This is a genomic window from Bradyrhizobium pachyrhizi (assembly GCF_029714545.1).
Classification (GTDB): Bacteria; Pseudomonadota; Alphaproteobacteria; order Rhizobiales; family Xanthobacteraceae; genus Bradyrhizobium; species Bradyrhizobium pachyrhizi.
In genome coordinates, this window is record NZ_CP121667.1 from 1,075,934 (window position 1) to 1,100,793 (window position 24,860).

The 24,860-nt window shown below is 63.9% G+C and carries 27 protein-coding genes; 19 read left to right on the forward strand and 8 right to left on the reverse strand.

Annotated elements, in window-relative coordinates; all coding sequences use genetic code 11:
* The first annotated feature begins 81 nt into the window (after positions 1-81).
* Complete coding sequence (locus QA639_RS04790) at positions 82-318, forward strand: hypothetical protein (protein ID WP_157344177.1); 237 nt, start codon at positions 82-84, stop codon at positions 316-318.
* A 138-nt stretch (positions 319-456) separates the two neighbouring features.
* Here QA639_RS04790 and QA639_RS04795 read toward each other — a convergent pair whose 3' ends face one another.
* Positions 457-2,292 carry a tetratricopeptide repeat protein gene (locus tag QA639_RS04795; protein WP_244978554.1) on the reverse strand — a complete coding sequence of 612 codons (1,836 nt, stop codon included), beginning with the start codon at positions 2,290-2,292 and terminating at the stop codon, positions 457-459.
* Positions 2,293-2,512: 220 nt separating this feature from the next.
* Here QA639_RS04795 and QA639_RS04800 point away from each other — a divergent pair, with 220 nt between their 5' ends.
* The 12 genes from QA639_RS04800 to QA639_RS04855 all read left to right on the forward strand — a co-directional run bounded on the left by QA639_RS04800 (position 2,513) and on the right by QA639_RS04855 (position 12,477).
* A complete protein-coding gene (locus QA639_RS04800; RefSeq protein ID WP_244978553.1) occupies positions 2,513-2,758 on the forward strand; it encodes a hypothetical protein in 246 nt (81 codons plus the stop codon).
* 49 nt (positions 2,759-2,807) lie between these two features.
* The gene (locus tag QA639_RS04805) at positions 2,808-2,948 is read left to right on the forward strand and encodes a hypothetical protein (RefSeq protein ID WP_244978552.1); all 141 of its coding nucleotides are present in this window, start codon (positions 2,808-2,810) and stop codon (positions 2,946-2,948) included.
* A 99-nt stretch (positions 2,949-3,047) separates the two neighbouring features.
* Positions 3,048-3,938, forward strand: coding sequence for a formylglycine-generating enzyme family protein (locus QA639_RS04810; protein ID WP_244978559.1), 891 nt, complete (start codon positions 3,048-3,050; stop codon positions 3,936-3,938).
* Positions 3,938-5,644, forward strand: a complete 1,707-nt coding sequence (locus QA639_RS04815; RefSeq protein WP_028333700.1) for an arylsulfatase — start codon at positions 3,938-3,940, stop codon at positions 5,642-5,644. The genes QA639_RS04810 and QA639_RS04815 overlap by 1 nt, the downstream gene beginning before the upstream one ends.
* 75 nt (positions 5,645-5,719) lie before the next feature.
* A complete protein-coding gene (locus QA639_RS04820; protein WP_157344166.1) occupies positions 5,720-6,730 on the forward strand; it encodes an HAD family hydrolase in 1,011 nt (336 codons plus the stop codon).
* A gap of 96 nt (positions 6,731-6,826) precedes the next feature.
* Positions 6,827-8,131, forward strand: a complete 1,305-nt coding sequence (locus QA639_RS04825) for a DUF3300 domain-containing protein (RefSeq protein WP_157344164.1) — start codon at positions 6,827-6,829, stop codon at positions 8,129-8,131.
* Positions 8,132-8,388: 257 nt separating this feature from the next.
* Positions 8,389-9,750, forward strand: a complete 1,362-nt coding sequence (locus QA639_RS04830) for an MltF family protein (RefSeq protein WP_283089285.1) — start codon at positions 8,389-8,391, stop codon at positions 9,748-9,750.
* A 34-nt stretch (positions 9,751-9,784) separates the two neighbouring features.
* Entirely contained in the window at positions 9,785-10,291 is a 507-nt protein-coding gene (locus QA639_RS04835) for a hypothetical protein (protein ID WP_283089286.1), read from the forward strand.
* 68 nt (positions 10,292-10,359) lie between these two features.
* A complete protein-coding gene (locus tag QA639_RS04840) occupies positions 10,360-10,704 on the forward strand; it encodes an HdeA/HdeB family chaperone (RefSeq protein WP_038377387.1) in 345 nt (114 codons plus the stop codon).
* A 153-nt stretch (positions 10,705-10,857) separates the two neighbouring features.
* The gene (locus QA639_RS04845; protein WP_157344158.1) at positions 10,858-11,475 is read left to right on the forward strand and encodes a DUF502 domain-containing protein; all 618 of its coding nucleotides are present in this window, start codon (positions 10,858-10,860) and stop codon (positions 11,473-11,475) included.
* A gap of 236 nt (positions 11,476-11,711) precedes the next feature.
* On the forward strand, positions 11,712-11,921 hold the full coding sequence (locus QA639_RS04850; RefSeq protein WP_028333694.1) for a hypervirulence associated TUDOR domain-containing protein: 210 nt from the start codon (positions 11,712-11,714) through the stop codon (positions 11,919-11,921).
* Positions 11,914-12,477: a DUF488 domain-containing protein gene (locus QA639_RS04855; protein ID WP_428841136.1), complete on the forward strand. Its 564-nt coding sequence runs from the start codon at positions 11,914-11,916 to the stop codon at positions 12,475-12,477. The genes QA639_RS04850 and QA639_RS04855 overlap by 8 nt, the downstream gene beginning before the upstream one ends.
* A gap of 87 nt (positions 12,478-12,564) precedes the next feature.
* Here the strand turns inward: QA639_RS04855 and QA639_RS04860 are convergent, their stop codons facing one another.
* Both QA639_RS04860 and QA639_RS04865 read right to left on the reverse strand, forming a co-directional pair.
* On the reverse strand, positions 12,565-13,251 hold the full coding sequence (locus tag QA639_RS04860) for a caspase family protein (protein WP_283089288.1): 687 nt from the start codon (positions 13,249-13,251) through the stop codon (positions 12,565-12,567).
* Positions 13,252-13,325: 74 nt separating this feature from the next.
* Complete coding sequence (locus tag QA639_RS04865) at positions 13,326-14,558, reverse strand: hypothetical protein (protein ID WP_283089289.1); 1,233 nt, start codon at positions 14,556-14,558, stop codon at positions 13,326-13,328.
* A 199-nt stretch (positions 14,559-14,757) separates the two neighbouring features.
* Here QA639_RS04865 and glf point away from each other — a divergent pair, with 199 nt between their 5' ends.
* Entirely contained in the window at positions 14,758-15,966 is a 1,209-nt protein-coding gene (glf, locus tag QA639_RS04870) for a UDP-galactopyranose mutase (protein WP_283089290.1), read from the forward strand.
* Positions 15,967-16,033: 67 nt separating this feature from the next.
* Positions 16,034-17,302: a serine hydrolase domain-containing protein gene (locus tag QA639_RS04875; RefSeq protein WP_283089291.1), complete on the forward strand. Its 1,269-nt coding sequence runs from the start codon at positions 16,034-16,036 to the stop codon at positions 17,300-17,302.
* Positions 17,303-17,411: 109 nt separating this feature from the next.
* On the opposite strand, the gene QA639_RS04880 is transcribed toward QA639_RS04875, so the two are convergent.
* Entirely contained in the window at positions 17,412-17,699 is a 288-nt protein-coding gene (locus tag QA639_RS04880) for a hypothetical protein (protein WP_075969423.1), read from the reverse strand.
* A 446-nt stretch (positions 17,700-18,145) separates the two neighbouring features.
* On the opposite strand from QA639_RS04880, the gene QA639_RS04885 reads away from it, so the two are divergent.
* Positions 18,146-19,447 carry a PQQ-dependent sugar dehydrogenase gene (locus QA639_RS04885; RefSeq protein ID WP_283089292.1) on the forward strand — a complete coding sequence of 434 codons (1,302 nt, stop codon included), beginning with the start codon at positions 18,146-18,148 and terminating at the stop codon, positions 19,445-19,447.
* Between the two features lie 158 nt (positions 19,448-19,605).
* Here QA639_RS04885 and QA639_RS04890 read toward each other — a convergent pair whose 3' ends face one another.
* Genes QA639_RS04890 through QA639_RS04905 form a run of 4 tightly spaced genes read right to left on the reverse strand, consistent with a single transcriptional unit; the run spans position 19,606 to position 22,631 of the window.
* On the reverse strand, positions 19,606-20,376 hold the full coding sequence (locus tag QA639_RS04890; RefSeq protein ID WP_028333687.1) for an SDR family oxidoreductase: 771 nt from the start codon (positions 20,374-20,376) through the stop codon (positions 19,606-19,608).
* A gap of 31 nt (positions 20,377-20,407) precedes the next feature.
* Complete coding sequence (locus QA639_RS04895) at positions 20,408-21,262, reverse strand: alpha/beta fold hydrolase (RefSeq protein ID WP_050382276.1); 855 nt, start codon at positions 21,260-21,262, stop codon at positions 20,408-20,410.
* 40 nt (positions 21,263-21,302) lie between these two features.
* Entirely contained in the window at positions 21,303-21,902 is a 600-nt protein-coding gene (locus tag QA639_RS04900; protein WP_028333685.1) for a TMEM175 family protein, read from the reverse strand.
* 33 nt (positions 21,903-21,935) lie between these two features.
* Positions 21,936-22,631 carry an alpha/beta fold hydrolase gene (locus QA639_RS04905; protein WP_283089293.1) on the reverse strand — a complete coding sequence of 232 codons (696 nt, stop codon included), beginning with the start codon at positions 22,629-22,631 and terminating at the stop codon, positions 21,936-21,938.
* Positions 22,632-22,807: 176 nt separating this feature from the next.
* Between QA639_RS04905 and QA639_RS04910 the strand changes: the two genes are divergently transcribed.
* The 3 genes from QA639_RS04910 to QA639_RS04920 all read left to right on the forward strand — a co-directional run bounded on the left by QA639_RS04910 (position 22,808) and on the right by QA639_RS04920 (position 24,670).
* Entirely contained in the window at positions 22,808-23,422 is a 615-nt protein-coding gene (locus QA639_RS04910) for a CGNR zinc finger domain-containing protein (RefSeq protein ID WP_038377385.1), read from the forward strand.
* 36 nt (positions 23,423-23,458) lie between these two features.
* Positions 23,459-24,145 (forward strand): haloacid dehalogenase type II, encoded by a 687-nt coding sequence (locus QA639_RS04915; protein WP_283089294.1) that lies wholly within the window; start codon positions 23,459-23,461, stop codon positions 24,143-24,145.
* Positions 24,146-24,322: 177 nt separating this feature from the next.
* Entirely contained in the window at positions 24,323-24,670 is a 348-nt protein-coding gene (locus tag QA639_RS04920) for a hypothetical protein (protein WP_283089295.1), read from the forward strand.
* The last annotated feature ends 190 nt before the right edge of the window (positions 24,671-24,860 follow it).

The window sequence follows — 24,860 nt, forward strand, 5'->3', positions numbered from 1 at the left end:
ACAATGCTGATGCTCACGTGCCGGCGCCGCGGGATTGGCAGGCCGGCACGGCAGCTGGTCCACTACAGGGAGGAGACGACCATGTGGAAGACAGGAGTGCTTGGCACGCTGATTTTGCTCGTCGCGGTTCCGGCAAATGCGGCTACGAAGAATAGTGGCAAGAATGTCGATGCAATTCGTGCTGAATGCTTCAGGCAGGCGAATGAAGCCGCCGCCGCCGCCGGCGCGAACATGACAAGTGGGGCGACTGGCGCCCGAAACTCGGCGGGCTATTCCGCCTATCGGGATTGCGCGCGCAAGAACGGTATTCGCCCGTAAGCATCGCTTTGGTTTCCGCTAACCCATGGAAGGCCGCCTTCGGGCGGTCTATTCCATGCGCAGTGAAGAGCGGCGACGGCGGGATGACCGTCGAAAGCTGAAGATGCCGGCTGAGCGGCGCCGAAGCGGCAGGGAAGGTCAGCTTGCGACGAGAGCCTGGGCTTTGCGCAATCCGGTCATGAGGGCGTCGACAACCTGATCCGCCGCTCCATTGCGGCGCAAGAAGCCGGCCGGATCATCGGCCAGCGCTTTGTACCGCGACATCCCTTTCAAGGCCGTTTGCGTTGCATCGCGGCGCCCCAACTCTGTATTCGCTATCGCAATCAATAGTTGGCTGAATCCGGAATCGCGCAACGATGCCGTCTCGGCGACATCGAGCATCTGCTTGTATTCACCCTTCAAATAAAGATCGACTGCAACAAAATGAAAATACCAGCCCGGGGGATGCATCGTGCGCTCGATCGCGCGTTTGAGCATCGGAACTCCTTCCGAGAAGTTCCCGCGGATGGCAAGACGCCAGCCGAACTGGGCAAGTATGTCGGGATCGTTGGGGTTGAGATCGATCGTCAGATGGCTGATGCGATCGCTATCGGCATAACGTCCCGTGAAATGGTAGGCCGAAGCCAGGGCCTTCAGCGCCAGGGGATTGTTCGGCTGCAGGGCGATGGCGCGCGACGTGGCCTCAAGGGCCTTGCCATACTCCGTTTGCGGATTGCCGTCGCTTGAATAGCCCAATCGTCCGGCGTCGAGATGCAGCCATCCAAGCATGGCCCATGCATCGCTGTATTGCGGATCCCGCTGAACGGTTTGCTGAAGGCACTGCATGGCTGGATCGAAGTCGACGCGCCGGAAAGTGCTGCGGTAGGCCTGAGCGCGCAGGACGCAGAGATAGCTTTCCATATTCCTCGGTGGGTCCGCGCGAATGTCGTTTCTGACCACGCCGTAGGATTGGCCGACGACCGTTGCGATTTCGCTTGCGAGCTCGCGCTGGACATTCATGAGCGACTGAGGATCGAACGGTCGAGCATATGTCCGCATCCATACGATCTCGTCGTTCTCGGCGTTGAAGACAGTCGTTGTGACTTGCACTTCTTCGGCGCTCGTTTGAACGCTTCCGCGGACGACGTAGGAAGCACCGAGAGGACGACCAGGTTGGGACGCTTCGTCGCCTTTTGCGGAAGACCCGTTCGGGGGCGACGTGTAGAGCCGGAATCCTCCGAATCGAAACAGGTTGCTGGTCAGTTCCTGTCCCATGCCGATGGCGAAGAGCCGGGTGTCCTCCCCGGGAGTTAGCGGCGTGAATGGCATCACGAGGACCGCGGGTTCGCGTGGCGTCATTGGGGACGGAGGTGGTCTTGCTGCAAGCCATATCCAAGCCGCCACGCCGGCTGCCAGCGCGGCAGCGATGGGCGCATGGCGCCTGATGTCAGGCCTGGCCGTCCAATTCGCACGTGTAGCAGCAGCAGTTGTCGAACGATCGTGGAGGTCGAGAGCATGTTCGCGACGTGAAGCGTCGGCGATATGCATTTTGTGCCACTCAAAATGGGGCACATAGGAGCCTTTTGGAATTGTGATGCGTACCGGATCATCCCGGCCCGAATCCACGTAGTAGCTGTCGAGGTCGCGGCGCAATCGTCGAGCTTCAAGACGGACGACAGGGTCAGCCTGGGGATCGAAGGAATGGTCGCGCCGAAACACGGCCAAGGCAATTGTGTAGCCTTTCAGGCTTTCAGCGCGGCCTGCAAGCGTCTCGTCGACAATGAAACGAAGGAAAGCTTGCCGCCGTTCGCTCGCCTGGAAATGCGGACTCGAGAGGATGCGGTCCAGCTCTTTCGCTACATGCGCCGGCGGCACCGCGGAATCATCACGACGCGGGACCTCGGATGAGCCGCTGACGGCATCGTGAGCGAAGGGTACATCAGGCATCAACCGGCAACCCCAATCGTCGGTCGACGGTAGGCCTTCCCAGTACATGTTGCAACTCGTAAGCGACGCAAGCAGCCGGCGCCGATGCGACAGCTTTCGATCATCAGAACAACGAGTTCCCCACCGCAGCGACGGCTGGTCGCATCAGCCTTGAAGCCATCGCGCCTGAGACGGCACCGCTCGCGTCACACCGCGTACGAACATGTTCGTACCTTGAAGCCCCGATGAACCAGCAGCAAAGGTCGCATTGGCCACAAGCGAGTTCGTCATGGAGGAGTTCCGCGCGATTGTGACCCGCTTTCCGCTGCGCGAACTTGACATTCGGCGCTGCTTCAATCGCGACGCGCAGTTTAGAGCGATTTGCGCAGATTATGACGAAGCTGTGAAAGCGCTTCGTCGTTGGCAACAAGCGGCAGAGCAAGGAGACCGCGAAGGAAGTCGGAAAGCCGCGGATTACGAACGGCTGGTTGCCGAACTGGAAGCCGAGGCCCTGGTTCATCTGAACCGGCCGTGATCGAGGGGGCGTTCGCATAACTGGAGCAGTGCGTGAACTGGAGCACTGAGTGGACAACGCGATTTTCGTCAACCTTTCGATATCAGGCGTGCTTGCCGCGGGCATGCTGCGTGCTGCGATCGGTCAGACACAGGACCTGCGCAGCGAGGCCGCCGAACCGACCAAGCACGCAATCGGCCGCAACGAGTAACTGGAGGCAACCTTCTTGAATATTGCCGAGAGACCGGTCGCGAACGTGGACGAAACCGGCGCGTCGGACAGCGTCTTCATTCCCGGCGGCGCGTTTCGCATGGGATCGGATCGGCATTATCCGGAAGAAGCGCCGTCCCACATGGTGAGCGTCGACGGGTTCTGGATGGACCGCACGCCGGTGACGAACCGGCAATTCAAGCAGTTCGTGCGTGCCACGGGCCATGTCACCTTCGCCGAGGTGGCTCCGGATCCAGCGAACTATCCTGACGCGCTGCCGCATCTGATCTTCGCCGGCTCGCTGGTCTTCACGCCGCCGGATTACCCGGTCGATCTGCGCGACTACAGCCAATGGTGGAGGCTGCTCAAAGGTGCGAACTGGCGCCATCCCTATGGTCCGAAAAGCAACATCAAGTCGCTGGACGACCATCCCGTGGTGCATGTCACCCATGCTGACGCACTCGCCTATGCGCGATGGGCCGGCAAGGATCTGCCGACGGAAGCAGAGTGGGAGTTTGCTGCGCGCGGCGGCCTCGATGGTGCTGAATATGCCTGGGGCGATGAATTCGTGCCGGGCGGCGTGCATCAAGCCAATACTTGGCAAGGTCACTTTCCGTTCGAGAACCGGTGCGAGGACGGCCATGCGCGCACTTCGCCCGCGATGACCTATTCGCCGAACGGCTATGGCGTGTTCGACATGATCGGCAACGTCTGGGAGTGGACCAGCGACTGGTGGGCTCCGAAACACCGCGCCGATGCAAAGAAGGCCTGCTGCATTCCCCAGAATCCGCGAGGCGGCTCCGAGCATGACAGCCACGATCCGTCGCTGCCGCTCAGCAGGATACCACGCAAGGTGATCAAAGGCGGTTCGCACCTCTGCGCGCCGAACTATTGCCGGCGCTATCGACCGGCGGCGCGCCATGCCGAGCCGATCGACACGTCGACCAGCCATCTCGGATTTCGCTGCATCACACGTTCAGGGAGAAAGTGATGACTGAGAAGACAACGACAGAGACCTTCAGCCGCCGCAACCTGCTCGCGGCCTCGAGTTCGCTCGCCACCATCGCCGCCTTCTCGGCGATGGCACCCATCCAGACAGCCCAGGCGCAAGGGACCACGCAACCCTCGAGCTCCGCCGGCGGAGCAAAGCCGAACATCATCCTGATCCTGTCGGATGATTTTGGCTACGGCGATTCCGGGCCCTACGGCGGCGGCGAAAATCGCGGCATGCCCACCCCGAGCATCGATCGTCTCGCGAATGAAGGAATGCAATTCATGTCCTTCTACGCGCAGCCGAGCTGCACGCCTGGACGTGCCGCGGTGCAAACCGGCCGGATTCCAAATCGCAGCGGCATGACGACGGTCGCGTTCCAGGGCCAGGGCGGCGGCATGCCGGCGGCGGAATGGACGCTTGCTTCTGTTTTGAAGACCGGCGGTTACAAAACGTTCTTCACGGGCAAATGGCACCTCGGCGAGGCCGACTATGCATTGCCGAGCGCGCAAGGCTACGACGAGATGAAGTATGCCGGCCTTTATCATCTCAATGCCTACACCTACGCCGATCCGACCTGGTTTCCCGACATGGACCCCGAACTGAGGGCGATGTTCGAGAAGGTCACCAAAGGCGCACTTTCCGGAAATGCCGGGCAGCCGGCGAAGGAAGATTTCAAGATCAACGGCCAGTACGTCAACACGCCGGACAAGGGCGTCGTCGGCATTCCCTTCTTCGACGACTACGTCGAGAAGGCCTCGCTTGAGTATCTGGACCGCAACAAGTCATCGGGCCCGTTCTTCATGAGCATCAACTTCATGAAGGTGCACCAGCCCAACATGCCGGCGCCCGAATTCCAGGGCAAGTCGATGTCCAAGAGCAAGTACGCCGACTCCGTGGTCGAGAACGACACGCGTATCGGCCGTATCATGGACAAGGTGCGGTCCCTCGGCCTCGACAAGAACACCTATGTGTTCTGGACCACGGACAACGGCGCCTGGCAAGACGTCTATCCGGATGCCGGCTACACTCCGTTCCGCGGCACCAAGGGCACGGTTCGCGAGGGCGGCAACCGCGTCCCGTCGATCGCATGGGGTCCGGGCATCAAGGCCGGCTCGAAGAATTCAGACATCGTCGGCGGCCTCGACTACATGGCGACGTTCGCGAAGCTTGCCGGCGTGAAGCTGCCGGAGAACGATCGCGAGGGTAAGCCTATTATCTTCGACAGCATGGACATGTCGCCGATCCTGTTCGGAACCGGCAAGTCCGAGCGCAAGAACTGGTTCTATTTCACGGAATCCGAGCTCTCGCCTGGCGCAGCCCGTGTCGGCAACTACAAGGCGGTGTTCAATCTGCGGGGCGACAACGGCGCAAAGACAGGCGGTCTGGCGGTCGACAGCAACCTCGGCTGGAAGGGACCGGAGTCCTACGTGGCGACCGTTCCGCAGGTCTTCGATCTCTGGCAGGACCCCCAAGAGCGCTACGACATCTTCATGAACAACTACACGGAGCACACGTGGTCTCTGGTCACCATCAATGCGGCGATCAAGGATCTGATGCAGACCTATGTGAAGTATCCCCCACGGAAGATTCAGAGCGAGACCTACGCGGGACCGATCACCATTCAGCAGTATGAGCGCTTCGCGTTCTTCAGGGATCAACTCGCCAAGGACGGCTTCCAGATCGGCTTGCCCACAGGCAACTAGAGCACGCGCACAGAGCGGCCCCGGAACGCGGGGCCGTTCTGACTTGCTTTATGTGAGAACAGGAAAGGGGGACTCATGACGGGGAATCCGGTCGGTCGTCGTTCGGTCCTTGCAGGTCTTCTGATATCGGCTGCGACAGCGGCCTCGGGCGATCATGCGCTTGCGCAGGAAGATCCCCTGCCGTCCTGGAATGAGGGCCGGTCGAAGAAGTCGATCCTTGACTTCGTCGCCGCGGTGACGCGGGAGGGAACACCGGATTTCGTGCCGGTGCCGGAGCGCATCGCGACATTCGACAATGACGGCACGCTCTGGTGCGAGCAGCCGATGTATGTCCAGCTCGCATTTGCATTGGATCGGGTGAAAGCGTTGTCCGGCAAGCACCCGGAATGGAGACGCAAGCAGCCCTTCCAGGCCGTGCTCGACAACGATCTCGCTTCCCTCGCCAAGGCTGGCGAGAAAGGCCTGGTCGAACTGATCATGGCGACGCATGCCGGCATGACCACGGCAGAGTTCGAAAAAATCGCCAGCGATTGGATCGCGAGCGCGCGTCACCCGAAATTCAATCGGCCATATACGGACCTCGTCTACCAGCCGATGCTGGAACTGCTCGCCTATCTGCGGGCCAATGGCTTCAAGACCTTCATCGTCTCGGGCGGCGGCATTGAGTTCATGCGACCATGGAGCGAGCGGGTCTATGGCATTCCGCCCGAGCAGGTCGTGGGATCGAGCATCAAGACCAAGTTCGAGATCGACAAGGGGAAGCCGTCACTGATCCGCCTGCCTGCGATCGATCTCGTCGACGACGGACCCGGCAAGCCGGTCGGCATCAACTCGCATATCGGCCGCCGGCCGATCGCGGCTTTCGGCAATTCAGACGGCGACTTCCAGATGCTGCAATGGGCGACGCAATCATCGGGGAAACGTTTTGGCCTGATCGTGCATCACACTGACGCCGAACGAGAGTATGCATACGATCGGAAGTCCTCGTTCGGTAAACTCGACAAGGCGCTCGATGCAGCGAACTCCAACGGCTGGATCGTGGTCAGCATGAAAGACGACTGGAAACGCATGTTCCGTTTTGCGTAGGGGCCGGATGACTGCGTAGGCATCGCTGACGCCCGGCGCCGCGGAGCACGCCAGCGCCGCCGGTGATGCAAGCGAGACGAAGAACGAGGAGGCATCATGACAAGACTTCTTCCGGGAACGCGTCGGCTTACCTTCGCGAGCGCAGCGCTGGCGGTTGGCCTGATGCTCGGGGGCCCGGCATACGCGCAGGCACCCGCGGACCAGAAGCCGGCACAGGACCAGGCCGCCGCGCCGGCACCGGCCCTGCCAGCCAGCAAGCTTCCGGAGGGACAGATCGAGCAACTGGTCGCGCCGATCGCGCTTTATCCGGACGCGCTGCTGTCGCAGATCCTGATGGCGTCGACCTATCCGTTGGAAGTCGTCGAGGCGGCGCGCTGGTCGCAAGACAACAAGACCGTCACCGGCAAGGCGCTCGAAGACGCCATGCAGAAGCAGTCGTGGGATCCGAGCGTCAAGGCCCTCGCGGCGGTGCCGCAAGTCCTCCAGATGATGAACGACAAGCTCGACTGGACCCAGCAGCTTGGCGACGCCTTCCTCGCGCAGGAGCAGGACGTGATGAGCGCCGTGCAGACCCTGCGCCAGCGCGCCGAGGCCGCGGGCAATCTCAAGTCGACGCCGCAGCAGAAGGTGACGAAGAGCGCGCCTCCCGCCGGCGTGACCGCGCCCTCCGGCATGCAGCAGGCGATCTCGATCGAGCCGGTCGATCCCGACCAGTATTACGTCCCGGTCTACGATCCCGGTGTCGTCTACGGGGCCTGGGATTATCCCGACTACCAGCCGTTCTATTGGTCTCCGCCGGGCTATGTCGCCGCGGGCGTGATCGGCTTCACCGCCAGCGTGGCCGTCGGCGCTGCGATCTGGGGCGGCTGCAACTGGTGGGGCCGCAGCGTCTATGTCAACGTCAACCGCTATAACCAGTTCAACCGCACCAACATCAGAAACACCAATTGGGCCCACAATCCGGCGCATCGCGGCGGTGTCGCCTATCGCGATGCCGGCGTGGCGAGGCGGTTCGGCAGCGGCAATACCCCCGCCGCGCGCGAGGCGCTGCGCAATCGCACCGGTGCTCCCGGCGGCAGGGTCTCGAATGCGGGTGCCGGCCGGGCCAAGACCGCGGTCTCGCAACGCGCCGGCAATCGCGGTGCAAGCGTATCCCGCAGGGCCAGCAGCCGGAACGTCACCCGCGCCCATACGCGCGCGGGCAATCGCGCTGCGATCTCGCACAGAAGCGTCACGCACACGCGCGCCGGCGGACGCGCCGGTGGCGGCCGGCCGGCCGCGATCCGCGGTGGCGGCATGCGGGCCGGCGTCGGTGGTTTCCATCGCGGCGGTGGCGGCGGCATGCGTGCTGGCGGGGGCTTCCGCGGAGGCGGCTTCCACGGAGGTGGCCGCCGGCGCTGAGTGGCGTGATCATCACAGACCGCGCTCGGCCACACCAGGCCGCGCGAAGGACGATAGAAAGGAAATTCTTGGTTTCTGCCGGCCGGCACCGCCGGATCACGACGTAGTACTTCAGGCTTCAAATCACACTTTGCGATGGTGGCTTGGATCAAATGAAATCTTACTTGATACATCGATTTACTCGCCGCCTTGCGGTATCCCTCTCTGTCATCGTGACGGTCGGTGCCGCAAACGGTCCCGCGGTCGCGGATCCCAGGGTGCTCGCACTTCCTGCGCTAAAGGTCTGGCAGGGCGACTTCGACGGCATGCTGAAGCGCAAGATGGTGCGTATCCTTTTGCCGACGGACAGGACATCATTCTTCATCGACAAGGGGGAGACGCTCGGCTTCGAGGCAGAACTGGGCGCGGAGTTCGAAAGCTGGTTGAACAAGCGATACGGGAAGAAGAAAGAAAGGATTTATGTCGGCTTCGTCCCGACGCCGCGAGACAGGCTGCTGAGCGATCTGACAGCCGGTAAAGGCGACATCGCCGCCGGTCTGCTTACCGTCACGCCGGAACGAAGCAAGCTGGTCGACTTCGCAGATCCCTGGGCATCCGGTGTTCGCGAGGTGCTCGTGACGGGATCTGCGGCCCCGAGCGTCAGTTCGCTGAACGACCTCGGTGGAAAGACGATCCACGTCAGGGAGTCGAGCAGCTACTTCGAGCATTTGCTCGCGATCAATGCAGATCGGAAAGCCAGGGGGCTGGAGCCCATCATCGTCCAGCCCGCCGACAAGAACCTCGAGGACGAGGACTTGTTGGAGATGGTGAGCACCGGCCTGTTACCCTGGGCCGTCATCGACCGCTTCAAGGCGCGGGCGTGGGCAGGCCTCGTGAAGGGGCTGACGGTACGCGACGATATCTCGTTCAACGAAGGCGGCGACATCGCATGGGCGATCCGGAAGGACAGTCCGGCGCTTAGGAGGGAGCTCGCTGAATTCGTCAATACTCACAAAATCGGAACCGAATTCGGCAACGACCTGCGCGCGCGCTATTTCAAGATGGCGAAGCCGTTGAAGAACGCCCTCGCGCATACCGAGGCGGAGAAGTTCAAGGCGCTGCGCGGATCTTTCGAAAAGTACGGGGTGCAATACTCTATCGACCCCGTGCTGCTCGCTGCACAGGGCTATCAGGAGTCAGAGCTCGACCAGGCCTGCCACAATGCGTCCGGCGCCACCGGCATCATGCAGATCAAGCCCAGCACGGCAAAAGAGAAGCCGATCGAGATCGCCGGCGTCACGGCCAGCGCCGACACCAACATCCACGCGGGCTCCAAGTATCTACGTTACCTGGCGGACACGTATGTCGACGCTTCGGTCATCGATCCGCGCGAGCGTGTCTTCATGGCCTTGGCTGCGTACAATGCAGGTCCGGGAAATCTCAAGCGCTTCCGCGATTACGCGAGCAAGCACGGCCTGGATCCGACCGTCTGGTTCGGCAACGTCGAGAACGGTGCGGCCGCTATCGTCGGGCGGGAGACGGTCCAATACGTTGGTAAAATCTACAAGTACTACATCTCCTACGAGTCGCTTCGTTCGCCCACTCCGGCGAGCGCAACGGCCGACCCATCACAGAAATGATCGGTATTGCGGTTCAACCACGGGGGTCGAAGACATGGAGACGAACAAGTCCGGTGCGGTGAAGACATCTCTTGCAGGATTGTGCTTGGCCATTCCGTTTCTCTGCTGTTCGCTTTCGGGAACAGCCATGGCACGGAACGAAGCAGCAATGCCGACCGACTTCTCGTCTGTCCATCGCGGGGGCGGTGCCCATGCGGGCGGCGCTCGCCCGCATCCGAATGCCAAGCCGCGCAGCGCAGGCAATGTGAAACGCAACACCAGCGTCAACCACCGGGCGGCCAATGTGAAGCGCAGCAATGTCAATGTGCGCAAGGACGTCAACGTCAATATCAACAGGCGTACGACCGTCGTGGCGCGCCCCGTTCGCGGATGGGCTCCGTGCCCGTATTACGGGACGATCGTCGGCGGAATTGCGCTTGGCACCGTCATCGCGGCGACGACAGTCGGTGTGGCACCCGCGCCGCCGGCGACAAACATGTGCTGGTTCTGGTCCGATTCCGGGATGAGCCAGGGATACTGGGACTATTGCGCCGCGCCTTAGCGCGGCGAGGCGTGTTCTAGGTGTTCGCCGGCTTGGGTGGCGAACCAAAATCAAGAGGAGACTAGATCATGAAATGCAAATCCATCGCGAGCCGGATTGGGCTTGGTCTCGGCGCACTCGTCATCTCGATTGCTTCTGTTCATGCCCAGGTCCCGCTCTCGACCTACATGGATTCGAAAGGGTTCATTGATGTTCAGGCTTTGACCTGCGCGCAACTCGCCAACACTTATCAGGAGGACGCCGACTTTCTCGCAGTTTGGTACAGTGGCTGGTACAACGGCCTCGCGAAGAAGCATTTTGCCCATATTACGCGAACCAAATCTGGCGAGCACGAAGTCATCGTGTATTGCAAGGCCCACCCGGAGCTCAAGGTGATCCAAGCCATCGACGTTCTCTTCAAGAACGAGAAATGATCAGCAGCTCCCGGAGGCAACCGGTGCGACGAGACGAGGGTGTCTCGCCGCATTGCCCGTTCACGTGATCAAGGGGCAGCGGCCGAGATTCTGAGGTTGCGGTCGTGGTTGGCGAAAGGCCTGGTTCAATTGGTGTCTGCAAATGGATGGGCCATGGCAATGAAAGAGTTCTTGAAAACGACGTTGATTGGAGGCGCACTGTTTCTCCTGCCCGTCGCTCTTGTGCTGGCGATTCTTGGCCACGCGATGCGTGTGGCAGTAAAGGCCGCCCTTCCGGTCTCTCACGCTCTTCATTTCGATCAGATCGGAAAAGTTGCAGGCATTGGAATTGTTACAGTCGTGGCCGTGGTCTTGCTGATCCTGGTATCGTTCCTCGCCGGCATCGTCGCGCGAACCAAAGCTGGTTCTCGGATTAGCGCATGGGTCGAAAAATCGTTTCTTGGCGGTCTTCCGCAGTACCAGATGGTTAAGAGCATGGCTCAAGGCCTTGCTCAGGCTGAAAGCGCCAGCGACGAGTTCAAGCCAGTGCTGGTGAACGTCGACGGCGGCTGGCAACTCGGGTATCTCCTCGAGACACTCGGAAACGATTGGGCGGTTGTCTTCGTCCCGCAGGCGCCCACGCCGCTCGTCGGCAATGTCAGGTACTGCCCCGTCGATCGCATTCACCCTCTTAGCATGTCGATGTTGCAAGCGAGGGCAATCGTGACCAATGTCGGCATTGGCTCCGCGGCGGCCCTTCAAGGAGAATATCCGAGCAGGGCGGCAACTTGATTGCGCGGATCCACGCAAGATACTCGCACCGTGAAAAGCGTCAGGCAAGGATGCCACACCAACGCAGCTCGCTCGACCGATGGTCGGCGAATGTCGTTGATCTCGGACCGGATCGGTCAATGTGACGAGGAAATCTGACCGAATCTTCCGTTCCGCTTGTGCGTTGAGCCATATAACTTGCTCACGTGCGGTGGCGCTTCGTACGAGCAATTCCGCGCCTGAAGGAGGCTTCGAACATGGCCGGGAAATTCAAGGTCGGCGATCACGTCAGCTGGAATTCCGAGGCCGGCCGCGTCTCCGGCACCATCATCGCGGTCCACACCAGCGATTTCGACTACAAGGGGCACACCCACCGCGCCTCGGAGGCCGATCCGCAATACGAGATCAAGAGCGACAAGACCGATCACGTCGCGGCCCACAAGGGCAGCGCGCTGCATCATGCCTAGCAAAGACGTGGCACTTCCGTTCTTCACGATCGGTCATTCCACCCGCAGCCTCGAGGATTTCATCGCGCTCCTCGGCGCGGCCAATATCGAGCGTATCGTTGACATCCGAACGGTACCGCGGTCGCGCACCAATCCGCAGTTCAACAAGGATACGCTGCCCAAGCCGCTTCAGGCCGCGGGCATTTCGTATGAGCATCTGGCCGATCTCGGCGGGCTCCGCGGCAAGGCGCGAACTGTGCCGCCGTCCATCAACGGGTTCTGGAGCAACGAGAGTTTTCACAACTACGCCGACTATGCGTTGTCGCCGCAGTTTCACGCGGCGCTCCAGCATCTGCGCGAGGAAGGGCACCGGCAACGCTGTGCGATGATGTGCTCGGAAGCCGTGTGGTGGCGCTGCCACCGCCGCATCGTGGCAGACTATCTCATCGCGTCAGGCGAGACCGTCCTCCACATCATGGGGGAGGGCCGCCTCGAGCCTGCCCGCCTCACCGAAGGCGCCGTCGTCCAGGGCGACGGCACGGTGGTCTATCCGGCGACGGGTGAACTGGACTTATGAGAGGGCGACGCTTCCGGCTGCACCGTCGCGCCGCGCCCAATCACTCCCCATTCCGCTTCCAATAGCCGGTGCCGAGCTTGCCGGTGATCACCGCAATGGTGTCGCGGACCTCGTAGGAGCCGCGCCCGTTGTCTCGATACTGCGGAGCAGCGCCGCGGCGAACGGGCTGTTGCGGCCGTCGCCGTCGAGCGCGGTGGTGCCGTCGCGCGCGGCATAGGCGACCAGCACATTGCCGACCGGCTCGATGCGGCCGAGCCCGCTGCCGGCAGTGGCGCGGGTGGCGAGCGAGCGGCTCATCTTCGCCGCGAACGGATTGTTGCAGGCATCGAGGATGACGAGGCCGAGACTTCCGGTGTTCGAGACCTGCAGCATCACGCTTTGCAGGCTGATCGCTTCATTGGCGGCGTCAGTATCGCGCTTCAGCTCGGCATCAACCGGGATCAGCCAGTTGTCGCCGTTGATCTCCATGCCGTGGCCGGCGAAGTACACCGCCGCCATGTCGGCGCCGGCGGCATTGCGCCCGAATGCGATCAGCCCGCGCCGCATCTCGTCGAAGCCTGCATTGGTGATCAGCGTCACCGCGAAGCCGAGACGCTGCAGCGCGGCGGCGATATCGCCGGCATCATTCGGCGGATTGGACAGCGCCGGCACGCTTTTGTAGGCGCCGTTGCCGATCACCAGCGCCACCCGCTTGCCGTCGGCCGCAGCCGGCGCGGCGAAGCCCGCCAGCGTCGCGGCAACGGCCAGTCCCGAGACAAACGCGCGGCGGTTCATGCTGGCCCCGATCGGAGGTGACGGGCGCAGAGTACCGCAGCCGGCGCGACGCGGCCATGAAAATGGCTGCGCGATCAGGCCGCCTGCTTCGGCGTCCAGACGCCGGCCGGCACCGGCTCGGCCGGCAACAAACTGGCGCCGGCGGCGCCCGCGATCGACATCGTGATCTCGTGGATGTCCTGCACCGACCGCTGCATCGAGAAGCGCGGATAAAGCTCGCGCAAGGTGGTCGCGGCCGCCGCCTGCGCCGCTGACGGATCGGCCAGCACGGCCTCGACGGCGGAGGCGATGCTGGTCGTGTCTTGGCCGAAGCTGAAGCGGGCGAGATGCGGCATCTCCGCGGCCGAGAAGCGGTTGGCGTCGAACACCGGCACGGTGCCGGCGCCGAGCGCGAAGAACACCCGGTCATGCACCGACAAGTCGATATTGGGATTGAGCGAGACCGCGGCAAGGTAGCTGCCGAGGCCTTCGCGCATCGCATCGAAGGTCATCGCGCCCAGCACGCGGGCTGGACGCCCGCTGACGTCGAGATCGCTCCAGCCGCCGCCGACGAAGTCGACCGGATAGTCGGCGAGCACCGCGCCCACCTCGCGGGTGCGCATGCCCCTCGTGTAGTTGTCGAGCCGGGTCAGGATTACGTTGAACAGGTCGCCGCCGGGCTTCAGATAGACCAGATGCTGCTCGGCGACGTCGACGATGATCTTCGGAAACGCGCCGCAGGTCTTGCCGCGCGCCTCGGCGATCGCATCGAACAGCAGCGCGAACAGTTTTGGCGGCATCGTCTTGCGCCAGCCGCGCTCGAGCGCCAGCGGATTCCAGCCGGACTTGGCGAAGACCAGCCGGCCGTTGCGCTTCTCCGGCGGCAGGTCGCCGAAGAAGCCAGGATTGGGGATACCCATATGGGTCGCGAACACGGCGCCGTTGGCTCCCAGATGATCGCGGTTGAATGCGGCATGGTCCGGAAACACGTAACCATGCGCGGTGTAGCGGCTCTCGAGCCCGTGACGCCTGGCGAAATAGCAGGGGTGATCGCAGAACCAGGTGAAGACGGGAATCTGGGCGACGTCCCAGAACAATCTGCCGTCCTTGGTGTGGATATCGAGTCCGATGCCGGAGAAGCCGAGCGCCATGGTCTCGGCGCGCCGCGGCAGCAGGGCGTTGAGCCGGGCCGAGAAATCCGGCGCCAGCAGATCGAGCATCTTGACCTCGTGCCCGAGCCGGTCGAGCTCCGCCGCCGCCATCGCCAGGATGCCGCGCAGCGAGTCATAGGTGGTGTTGCTGGAATACAGGACGCAGATCACGGACATGGGACCTCCGCGCTTGATGGTGTGGCTGCTCGCGCGGGCATTTCCGTCGCCTTTGCATGCTGTCAGTTGAACGGTCGAGCCGGCCGTTCCGGGCTCGGAATAATCCTGACGGGCGGATTTATTTCGCCGGAAACGGCCGTGTCGTCACGTTGAAGCTGCGTCGGGCGCCGTCGCGATCCGACATGAGGGGCGAGAGCGCATGCAGCTTGATGGCTTCGACGTCGTCGTGGTGGGGGCCGGCTTCTTCGGCGCTGTGATCGCCGAGCAGGTGGCGAGCAGGCTCGGCCGCTCCGTCTGCGTGCTCGACCGCCGTCCGCATATCGGCGGCAACGCCTATTCGGAGCTCGATCCCGACAGCGGCGTCGAGGTGCATCGCTACGGCACGCATATCTTCCATACCAATTCCGAGACCGTCTGGCGCTATCTGCACCGCTTCACCGAGTTCACCGGCTACCGCCATCGCGTCTTCACGGTGGCGAACGGCCGCGTCTATTCGATGCCGATCAACCTTGCGACCGTGTGCGCTGCGTTCGGGCGCGTCGTGTCGCCGGACGAGGCCCGCGCCGTGATCGCGGCGGAGGCGGCCGCGCACGGCGCCGCAGGGATCGGCAATCTCGAGGACAAGGCAATTGCCTCGGTCGGTCGCACGCTCTACGATCTCTTGATCCGCGGCTATACGCAGAAGCAGTGGCAGACCGATCCGCGTGAGCTTTCGGCCGACATCATCGGCCGCCTGCCGGTCCGCTTCACCTTCGACGATCGCTACTTCGCCGATCGCTATGAGGGCATGCCGCTCGACGGCTACACCGCGATCTTCCGCCGGATGCTCGATCATCCCAGGATCGCGGTCCACCTCGGTGTCGACTATTTCGACGTCGCCGACCGCATCAATCCGCGGCAGCTGGTGGTCTATACCGGTCCGATCGACCGCTTCTTCGGCTATGCCTGCGGCCATCTCGGCTGGCGTACCGTCGACTTCGCGCGCGAGGTGCACGACGTCGCCGACTACCAGGGCGCCGCGGTCATCAACTATGCCGACGCCGAGGTGCCGTTCACCCGCGTCCACGAGTTCAGGCATCTGCATCCGGAGCGCGCGCATGCGCAAGGCCGGACGACGATCTACCGCGAATATTCCCGTTTCGCGAGCCGGAGCGACGAGCCGTATTATCCGATCAACACCGCCGCCGACCGCGCGATACTCGCGTCCTATCACGCCATGACGGCGTCGCATCCGAACGTCATTTTCGGCGGCCGGCTCGGCTCCTACAAATATCTCGACATGCACCAGGCGATCGGCGCGGCGCTGAAGACGTTCGAGCACGTGGTCGAACCATTCTTCGCCCGGCAAGGCATGCACCTGCGTGACGCGGCCGCGCGCCGCGAAGTCTTGTCGCCCTTGCCGGCGTGATCTAATCCTGCGAGCTGCGGGCAACCAACGCCATAACAAATCGCTCGCGGTCCCCGGTGAGGAAACAATGAGAAAAACCGTTATTGCCGCGGCTGCCGCTGCCACTAGCCTTGCTTTCAGCATCGCCCACGCCGCGCCGCTTCCGGAAACGTCGGCGCACCAGGTCGGTTTCTCGGAGCGGGGGCTGGCGCGGCTCGATGACTTCTTCGCGCGCGAGATCGCGGCCAAGCGCGTGCCCGGCGCCGTGGTGGCGATCGCGCGCGACGGCAAGCTCGTGCATTACAAGGCATATGGCCAGCTCGATCCGGTGAAGGGCACGCCGATGCCGATCGATGCGGTGTTCGCGCTGGCGTCGATGACCAAGCCGATGGCGGCGGTTGCAGGCCTGACGCTGATGGAGCAGGGCAAGCTGCCGCTGCAGGCCAAGGTCGCCGAGTTCTATCCGGCGTTCGCCGACATGAAGGTCGGCGTGCAGCAAGCGGACGGCTCGCTGAAGATGGAGCCGCAGGCGCAGCCGATCTTCATCCACGATCTCTATCGCCACACCTCCGGCCTGATGTATGGCGGCCGGCCCGACAGTTCGAGCGCGCTGGCGCGGCTCTATCCCGACGGCACGGCGCCGGCGGTCGAGGGCGACACGGCGGCCTTCATCGATCGCATCACCCAGCTGCCTCTGGTGCACCAGCCCGGCACCGAGTTCGAATATGGCTTCTCGATCGACGTGCTCGGCGCCGTGGTCGAGAAGGTCTCCGGCCAGCGGCTTGGCGATTATCTCGCGGCCAATGTCTGGAAGCCGCTCGGCATGAAGGATGCGACGTTCCACCCGGCCGATGCGCAGCGCGCGCGGCTGGCGCGCCCGTTCCCCAACGATCCGCTCACCGGCAAGCCGCAAGCCATCAAGCTGCTCGATACGCCGACCAGGTTCGATTGCGGCGGCGCCTGCTCGTTCGCGACCGTCGGCGACTATCTGCGCTTCGGGCAGATGCTGCTCAATGGCGGCGAACTCGACGGCAAGCGCATCCTCAGCCCCAAGACGGTGCATCACATGACGTCGAACCATCTCGGGCCAGAGATCAAGAACAACGTCGCGGCGGTCGAACCGCATCGCGGCGGCTTCGGCTTCGGGCTGTCGGTCGCAGTGCGAACCGGCGAGGGGCTGGCGTCGGTGCCGGGCAATCCCGGCGAGTTCACCTGGAACGGCGCGTACGGCACGCAATTCTTCTGCGATCCGAAGGAGCGCCTTGTCGTCGTTGTGGGAACCGCGGCGCCGGGCGAGCTGCGCAAATATTATCGCGAGAATGTGCAGGACATCGTCTACGGCGCGATGGTGAAGTAACGCCTCGGCAGCAACGTCAATCCTCACGTTCCCACGTTTACATACGTGGAACGTGGAACAGCAAAAAGGCCCGTCGCCCAAGCGAGCGACGGGCCCTAAATTCGCGCGCCTACCAGCGCCTGTAGACACCGGTCAGCGTACCATTGTTGTTCCCTTCAGGACCCACGTCGCCCTGAGTCGAGCTCGGCGTCGGGTGGTTGGTGCCGTTGAATGAACCGTACCAGCCCGGCTCCGCCGGAGAGTACATCACATCAGGCTGCACGGCCTGATAGCGGGGGCCGCCATAGTATCTCGGTCCAGGGTTCCCGTAAGGATAATAGCCTTGTGCGAACGCGCCTGCCGTTGTTGCGATCAGGGACGCCGCGGCGAGGGACAATATCTTGGTCTTTCGTTGCATTCACACTCTCCTTGCTGGTGTCCCGACCAACGACCGCCATGGAGCGGCGTTCCTGATCTGCCATGCATCTCGCAAAGGCAAATCTGCGCGAGCGTGGGATCAGGTTCTTGTGAAGGGGCTTGTGTTCCGGGAGGGCACTGCCGGGCTCCGCCCGGCAGGATGCATCCGTCGCCGGCCCGTTATGCTTATATGGCTATAACGGCGCATGCGCGAGCGGCGCCTCGAAAACCCGGGGCGGTTCGGAAAAGGAAGCCCGCCACTACGGCGGGCAAGGTCTCAGGGAGGAAAGCGCCCTGACAAGGGAGCGTGCGGCCAGTCTCCCCGATTCGTGCGCGGCTGCGAAGATCGTATAACTACTGTCATCAGGGCCGGCATTATGCGAATGCTGCAGGGGGCGCGGCCGGCCGGCAAGGCGCGCTAACACGGCGCAAATACAGGGGAAGTTCATGAGCACGTCTGGAGTTTTTGCCCGCGTCGTCGCGGCGATCGGGGCCGGCGCCTTGGCGTGGCGGCGGATGCAGGGCGCGCAGCCCGCGCCGGCCTGGGGTAGCGCGCCAGAAATCCCGCAGGCCAAACCGCAGGGCGCGATCCCGACGCTCAAGATGCCAACGGCGCGGGGCTGGGACAGGGACCAGAAGCCGGTCGCCGCGCCCGGGCTCAAGGTCAACGCCTTTGCGGCCGGGCTCGATCATCCGCGCTGGATCAACGTGCTGCCCAACGGCGACGTGCTGATCGCGGAGGCGACGCAGATCGCAGGAAAGCCGCGCAGCGTCTTCCACTACGCGATGCAGGCGACGATGCGGCGCGCCGCGGCGCTCGGCGTCAGCGCCAATCGCATCACGCTGCTGCGCGACCGCGATGGCGACGGCGTCGCCGAAAGTCGCGGCGCCTTCATGGAGGGGTTGAGCCAGCCGTTCGGCATGGCGCTGGTCGGCGACACCTTCTATGTCGGCAACACCGACGGCGTGGTGGCGTTTCCCTACACCGCGGGCGCCGATCGCATCACCGCGCCGGGACGCAAGCTCGTCAGCTTCAGGCCCGACGGGCACTGGACGCGCAGCCTGCTGCCGAGCGCCGACGGCAAGAAGCTTTATGCCGGTGTCGGCTCGCTCAGCAACATCGCCGAGAACGGCATGAAGGTCGAGGAAGGCCGCGCCGCGATCTACGAGCTCGATCTCGCAGGTGGCACCAGCCGCATCTTCGCCGGCGGCCTGCGCAATCCGGTGGGCATCGCGTGGGAGCCGACCACCAATGTGTTGTGGACCGTCGTCAACGAACGCGACGGCCTCGGCGACGAGACGCCGCCGGACTATCTGACGTCGGTACGCGACGGCGGCTTCTACGGCTGGCCCTATTGCTACTGGGGCAAGACGGTCGACGACCGCGTGCCGCAGGATCCGGCGATGGTCGCCAAGGCGATCCAGCCGGACTACGCGCTCGGCGGCCACACCGCCTCGCTCGGCCTGTGCTGGATGCCGCAGGGCACGCTGCCGGGATTCCCCGACGGCATGGTGATCGGCCAGCACGGCTCGTGGAATCGCTCGACGCTGTCAGGCTACAAGGTGGTGTTCGTGCCGTTCGCGGACGGCCGTCCCGCAGGGCCGCCGCGCGACATCCTCTCCGGCTTCCTCGCGCCCGACGAGAAGGTGTCGTACGGCCGCCCGGTCGGCGTCGCGCTCGGCCCCGACGGCTCGCTGCTGGTGGCCGACGACGTCGGCAACGTGATCTGGCGCGTGACGGGCGCTTAAGCGCCTGCACTTGCGGCAAGACGACTTGAACGGCGCGGCTTCGATCGGAGCAGCGCCGTTTCATTTGGAGCTAACCGTTAGCCTCGACTTACCGTAAGTATGTACCCGCGCAGGGGGCGAAGTGATGACGGCGCGCATCGACACCAGCTCGGGCGACCTCACACCGTCCTGAACTCGCCGCCATCCATGCGCAGCACGGCGCCGGTCATCCAGCGCGCCGGCGGCGACACGGCATAGGCGACGAGGTCGGCGATCTCCTCCGGCGCGCCGAACCGCCTGATGCCGGCCTGCCTGAGGAAGCCGGCCTTGGCGGTGTCGATATCGACCTGCCTGGCCGCCGCGGCCTTCTCCAGCATCGCAAGGCGGCGTCCGGTCATCACGGCGCCCGGCGACACGCAGTTCACCTGCACGCCGTCGTCGATGCCGCGTTCGGCGAAGGCTTTTGCAAGTGCCTCGATCGCAGCGTTGATCGTGCCTACTGCGGCGGCGCCGGTGCGGGGCAGCATGGCGGCATTGCCTGACGTGAAGATGACGGCGCCTCGCGACGCTTTCAGCGCGTTCCAGGCGCGGATCGTCAGCCGCCTGGCGCCGTGAAACTTGAGCGCGAGGCCGGCGTCCCATTGCGCATCGGTCAGCTCGAACAAATCGAGCCCCGCCACTGCGCCGGCGACATTGACCAGCGTGTCGATGCGGCCGAAGCGATCCAGCGTGGCCTTGACGATTTCGTCAGCGGCATCAGGCGCGGCAAGATCGAGCTCGAGCACCAACGGAGTGCTGCCGCGACTTTCGATCTCCTGAGCTGCCTCGCGCAGCCTCTCGCCGCTGCGCGCGACGAGGACGATGGCGGAAAAATCCCGCGCGAGCCGCAGCGCGGTGGCGTGTCCGATGCCGGAGCTGGCGCCGGTCACGATGGCGACGGATGTGGTCATGTGCATTCCCCGATGGATCGGCGCACTCGAGTCAGCGGCTCAGGAACTCGCGAATGGCTTGCGCGATCTCGGCGGCATGCGTCTCCAGCGCGAAGTGGCCGGTGTCGAGGAATTTGACGACGGCTTTTGGATTGTCGCGCTTGAACGCCTCGGCGCCCGGCGGCAGGAAGAACGGGTCGTTCTTGCCCCACACCGCGAGGAACGGCGGCTGGTGGGTACGGAAGTAAGTCTGGAAGGCCGGGTAGAGCGCGACGTTGCTCTTGTAGTCGCCGAACAGATCGAGCTGCACGTCGTGCGCGCCGGGCCGCGCCATGTAGTAGTTGTCGAGGTTCTGGCCGTCCGGCGACACCGCCGCCGGATCCGATGTGCCGTGGGTGTACTGCCAGCGCGTGGTGTCCGGCGTCAGGAAGGCGCGCAGCGCGTCGCGGTTCGCCGGCGAGGGGTCCTTCCAATAGGCCTTGATCGGGGTCCAGCCGTCGCTGAGACCTTCCTCATAGGCGTTGCCGTTTTGCGAGATGATCGCCGTGATCCGCGCCGGATGCTTGACCGCCAGGCGGAAGCCGGTCGGCGCGCCATAATCGAACACATAGACCGCGAAGCGATCGAAGCCGATCACCTCGGTAAAGCGATCGATGACGCCGGCGATGCTGTCGAAGGTGTAGTTGAACTTGTCGCGCGGCGGCATGTCCGACTGGCCGAAGCCGGGCAAATCCGGCGCCACGATGTGGAATTTGTCCGCGAGCTGCGGGATCAGATCGCGGAACATGTGGCCGGCGCTCGGGAAGCCGTGCAGCAGCAGCAGCTTTGGCGCGCCGGGCGAACCGGCTTCGCGATAGAAGATGTTAAAGCCGTCGACATCGGCGGTGCGGTATTTGACCTGAGACATCTGTCACTCCTTGTGGTCGTGCGTTGGTGAGTACTGAGACTTAGGATCTGATTTGCTTCGCGAGCCCGCTGATCGCTTCGGGACGCAGATAGAGCAGCAGGGCGCAGCACACGGTGGCAAAGCCCAGCAGCGGCATGAACGGGGCGATGGCGGCGCCGGCCGCGAACACCAGCACGGCGAGCAAGGTGCGGCGCTGCGTCCATGTCCGCACACGCTCGGAGATCAGGCTCTGGTCCGCCTGCGCCAGCACGGCCCGCTCGAAGGCGAGGTAGGCGAGGTCGATCAAGAGGAAGATCACCGCATAGACCACTACCGGCGCGGCGGCCATGTGCGATCGCGCGACCCACGCGGTGGCAAACGGCAGCAGCGAGACCGCGAACAGATGCACGAAGTTCAGCCAGATCAGCCGCGGCGTCGGCTGCCGCACCAGATGCAGCAGATGGTGATGATTGACCCAGATCACCGCGATGAACAGATAGCTTGCGGCGTAGCTGATTGCGGTCGGCCACAGCGGCAACAGGTCGGCGAATCGCGAGCCCTCCGGCGGCTTCAGCTCCAGCACCATCACCGTAATGATGACGGCGATCACCGCATCGGAAAACGCGCCGAGCCGGTCGGCCGAGAGACGTTTCTCCTGCATGGCAGCTCTCCTGTCCGAAATCGTGGGAAGAGGTCAGTGCTCTGTAACGTTCTCGACCGCTTCCCGGATGATGTCGGTGACGAGCTTCGGCGCGGTGACGATGGGGGCGTGATCGACGGGATGTGAACGCACGGTCGCCTGCATCCGCGCCGCCATGCCGCGCTGAGTCTCGGGTGCGATCATCCGGTCGTCCTCGGCGACCAGAAACCAGCTCGGGACGTCCTTCCACAGCGGGCGACCGACCGGCACGGTGATGCAGGCCGGCGAGATCGGCCGCTGCACCGCGGCGAGCACCGCGAGGTCCTCGGACCGCGCGCCTTGCGCGAACGCCGCTGCGAAAGCGGACTCCGGCAGCCAGATCAGGCCATTGGCGTCGGGCGCGAGCTTCGGCGCGAACGGATGCGGCGGCCGACGGTAGAATACGTCGGCGACCGTCTCGCCTTCATCCGGCGCCAGCGCCGCGACATAGACCAGCGCCTTGACGCGCGGCGAGCGGGTCTCGGCAATCACGGCGCCGGCATAGGCATGACCAACCAGCACCACCGGGCCCGCGACGCGGTCCAGGGTGCTGTTCAGCGCCGCGACGTCGTCGGCGAGCGAGGTGAGGGGCAGCGGCGCCGCCACCGCCATGATGCCCTCTGCATCGAGCGCCGTGATCACCCGCGCCCAGCTCGAGCCATCGGCCCACGCGCCATGCGCAAGCACCACCCTGACATCCTTGTTCGACATTATCCGCTCCCTCGTTTCAGGCCGATTCCGGCTGTAACCGCTAAAATGCAGTTGGATAGGTTACTACGCTTGTGATCCAATGTGCGTAACTTGTCAAATGGATTTTATCAGGTTACTACTGGCGCGACTGAGGAAGCCGCCAGGAGGGCGTCACCGTGCAATCCCATCCGCCCGCGATGTTCATCGCAGACAGCCTGGGCCTCGATTTCATCAATTCGATCGCGACCCCGGTCGATACGCCGGTCGACTGGATCGGCGACGGCGACGGCCTGTTGCGCTGGCTCGCGCAGGCGCAGCTGGTGCCGCCCGATGTGCTCGACGAGATCAAGGCGCACGCGACGCCTGGCGAGCTCGACGATGTCGCCGGTCAGGCCCGCGATCTGCGCGAATGGTTCCGCGGCTTCGTGCGCAAGCATATGGGCCGGCCGCTGGCGCCTCGCGCGCTCAAGGAGCTCGAGCCGCTGAACCGGCTGCTGGAAAGCGATCAGGCGTTCAGCAAGATCGTGGCGCATCGCCACAGGGACGGCGATGACGGCCATGACGGTTTCGCGCTGGAGCGGACGCGGCGCTGGCGCTCGGCCGAAACATTGCTGCTGCCGATCGGGGAAACGATGGCCAGGGTCGTCTGCGAGGAAAGCTTTTCCGACATCAAGGCGTGCGAGGGCCCGGCCTGCACGCTGATGTTCGCCGACCACACGCGGGCGCGTGCGCGCCGATGGTGCAGCATGGCGATCTGCGGCAACCGCGCCAAGCAGGCCGCGCACCGCAGCCGGATGAAGGAAAGGGGCTGAGACCAGCAAAAAGACCAACCAACGGAGGCCAACAAAATGGCGGCACTTCCCCTGATCGTGTTTGACGTCAACGAAATCCTGCTCGACCTCGAGACCATGGAGCCGGTGTTCGCGCGCATCTTCAACGACAAGAGCGCGATGCGGCTGTGGTTCGCCAACTTCATCATGTACTCGGCCTCGCTTACCGTCGCGGGGTGCTACGTGCCGTTCACCGATATCGGCGCCGCGGTCATGAAGATGCTGGCCGACACCCGCGGCATCAGGATCGACGATGCCGACAAGCAGGAGCTGACCGAGAAATTCTCCACCTTGCCGCCGCACGGCGAAGTGCCCGGCGCGCTGCGCAAGCTGCGCGCGGCGGGTTTCCGTCTGTTCACGCTGACCGACAATCTGCTCGAAGTACAGACCCGGCAGCTGACCCATGGCGGCATCGTCGATCTGTTCGAGCGGCGCTTCTCCGCCGACGGCGTCAAGCACCACAAGCCGTCACGCCAGGCCTATGGCTATGTCGAGAAGGAGCTCGGGGCAAAGCCCTCGGAGTTCTGCCTGATCGCCTGCCACACCTGGGACACGCTGGGCGCGGTCGCGGCCGGCTGGGAGGCCGCGCTGATCAAGCGTCCCGGCAACGATGTCCTCGGCGTCGGCCCGCAGCCGCAGGTCGTCGGCAATGATCTCGACGATGTCGCCGATCAGCTGATCCGCCGCTACGGCGCCAAAGGGTAACGGCACCTGACGGATTCCCGTGCGGAGGAGAGGCAAAACGCCCCTCCAGGTCCGATCGCTCGGAAGCGCATAAAACCGGAATGAAATCCATAGCGGTTTTCAACCATGCCCCTTGAGCTTTCCTCAACTTCCGCGGCCGATGCTGCATCCGCCGCAGGGATCGAAGGAGCGCACAGCATGCGGGCCAAGGGACGAGCGACCGCGACCAACGCCACCGCGCAAGGGCGCGAGGACATCCTCAACGCGCGCGCCATCAGCACGCTGGGCGCCGGCATCGTCAGCGCGATGAGCGCGGTCGGTGCCGCCGTCATCAAGAAGAACAAGCCGGCACTCGGCAAGAACGCGGACTGGTTCTGGCACATGTTCGCGAAATGCGAGGCCAGGGCTGCGCGCATCGCCGAGCAGGCCGCGCGCGATCCGGAGGCCTGCGGCGATGCCACCTTCATCGAGGTTTATGCCGCGCAATTGCCGAAGCTGATGACAGCGGCGCTCGAGAGCCACGAGAAGGCACTCAAGGCGAAGTGATGCCGCGTCCGGGGAGTCCCGCGACGGTGCTTGTCCCGTTCTCGTTCCTCTTGACCTCTCAGATGCGCCAAGGCGGCAAGTAGCGGCGGCTCTCGGCGATCGGACGGCCTTGCGGATCAGGCGAAGCCGTCACCCGCCATCGCACTGACCGGCCCTACGGCCCGATCGGGCAGCCCGCCTGATCCGCGCA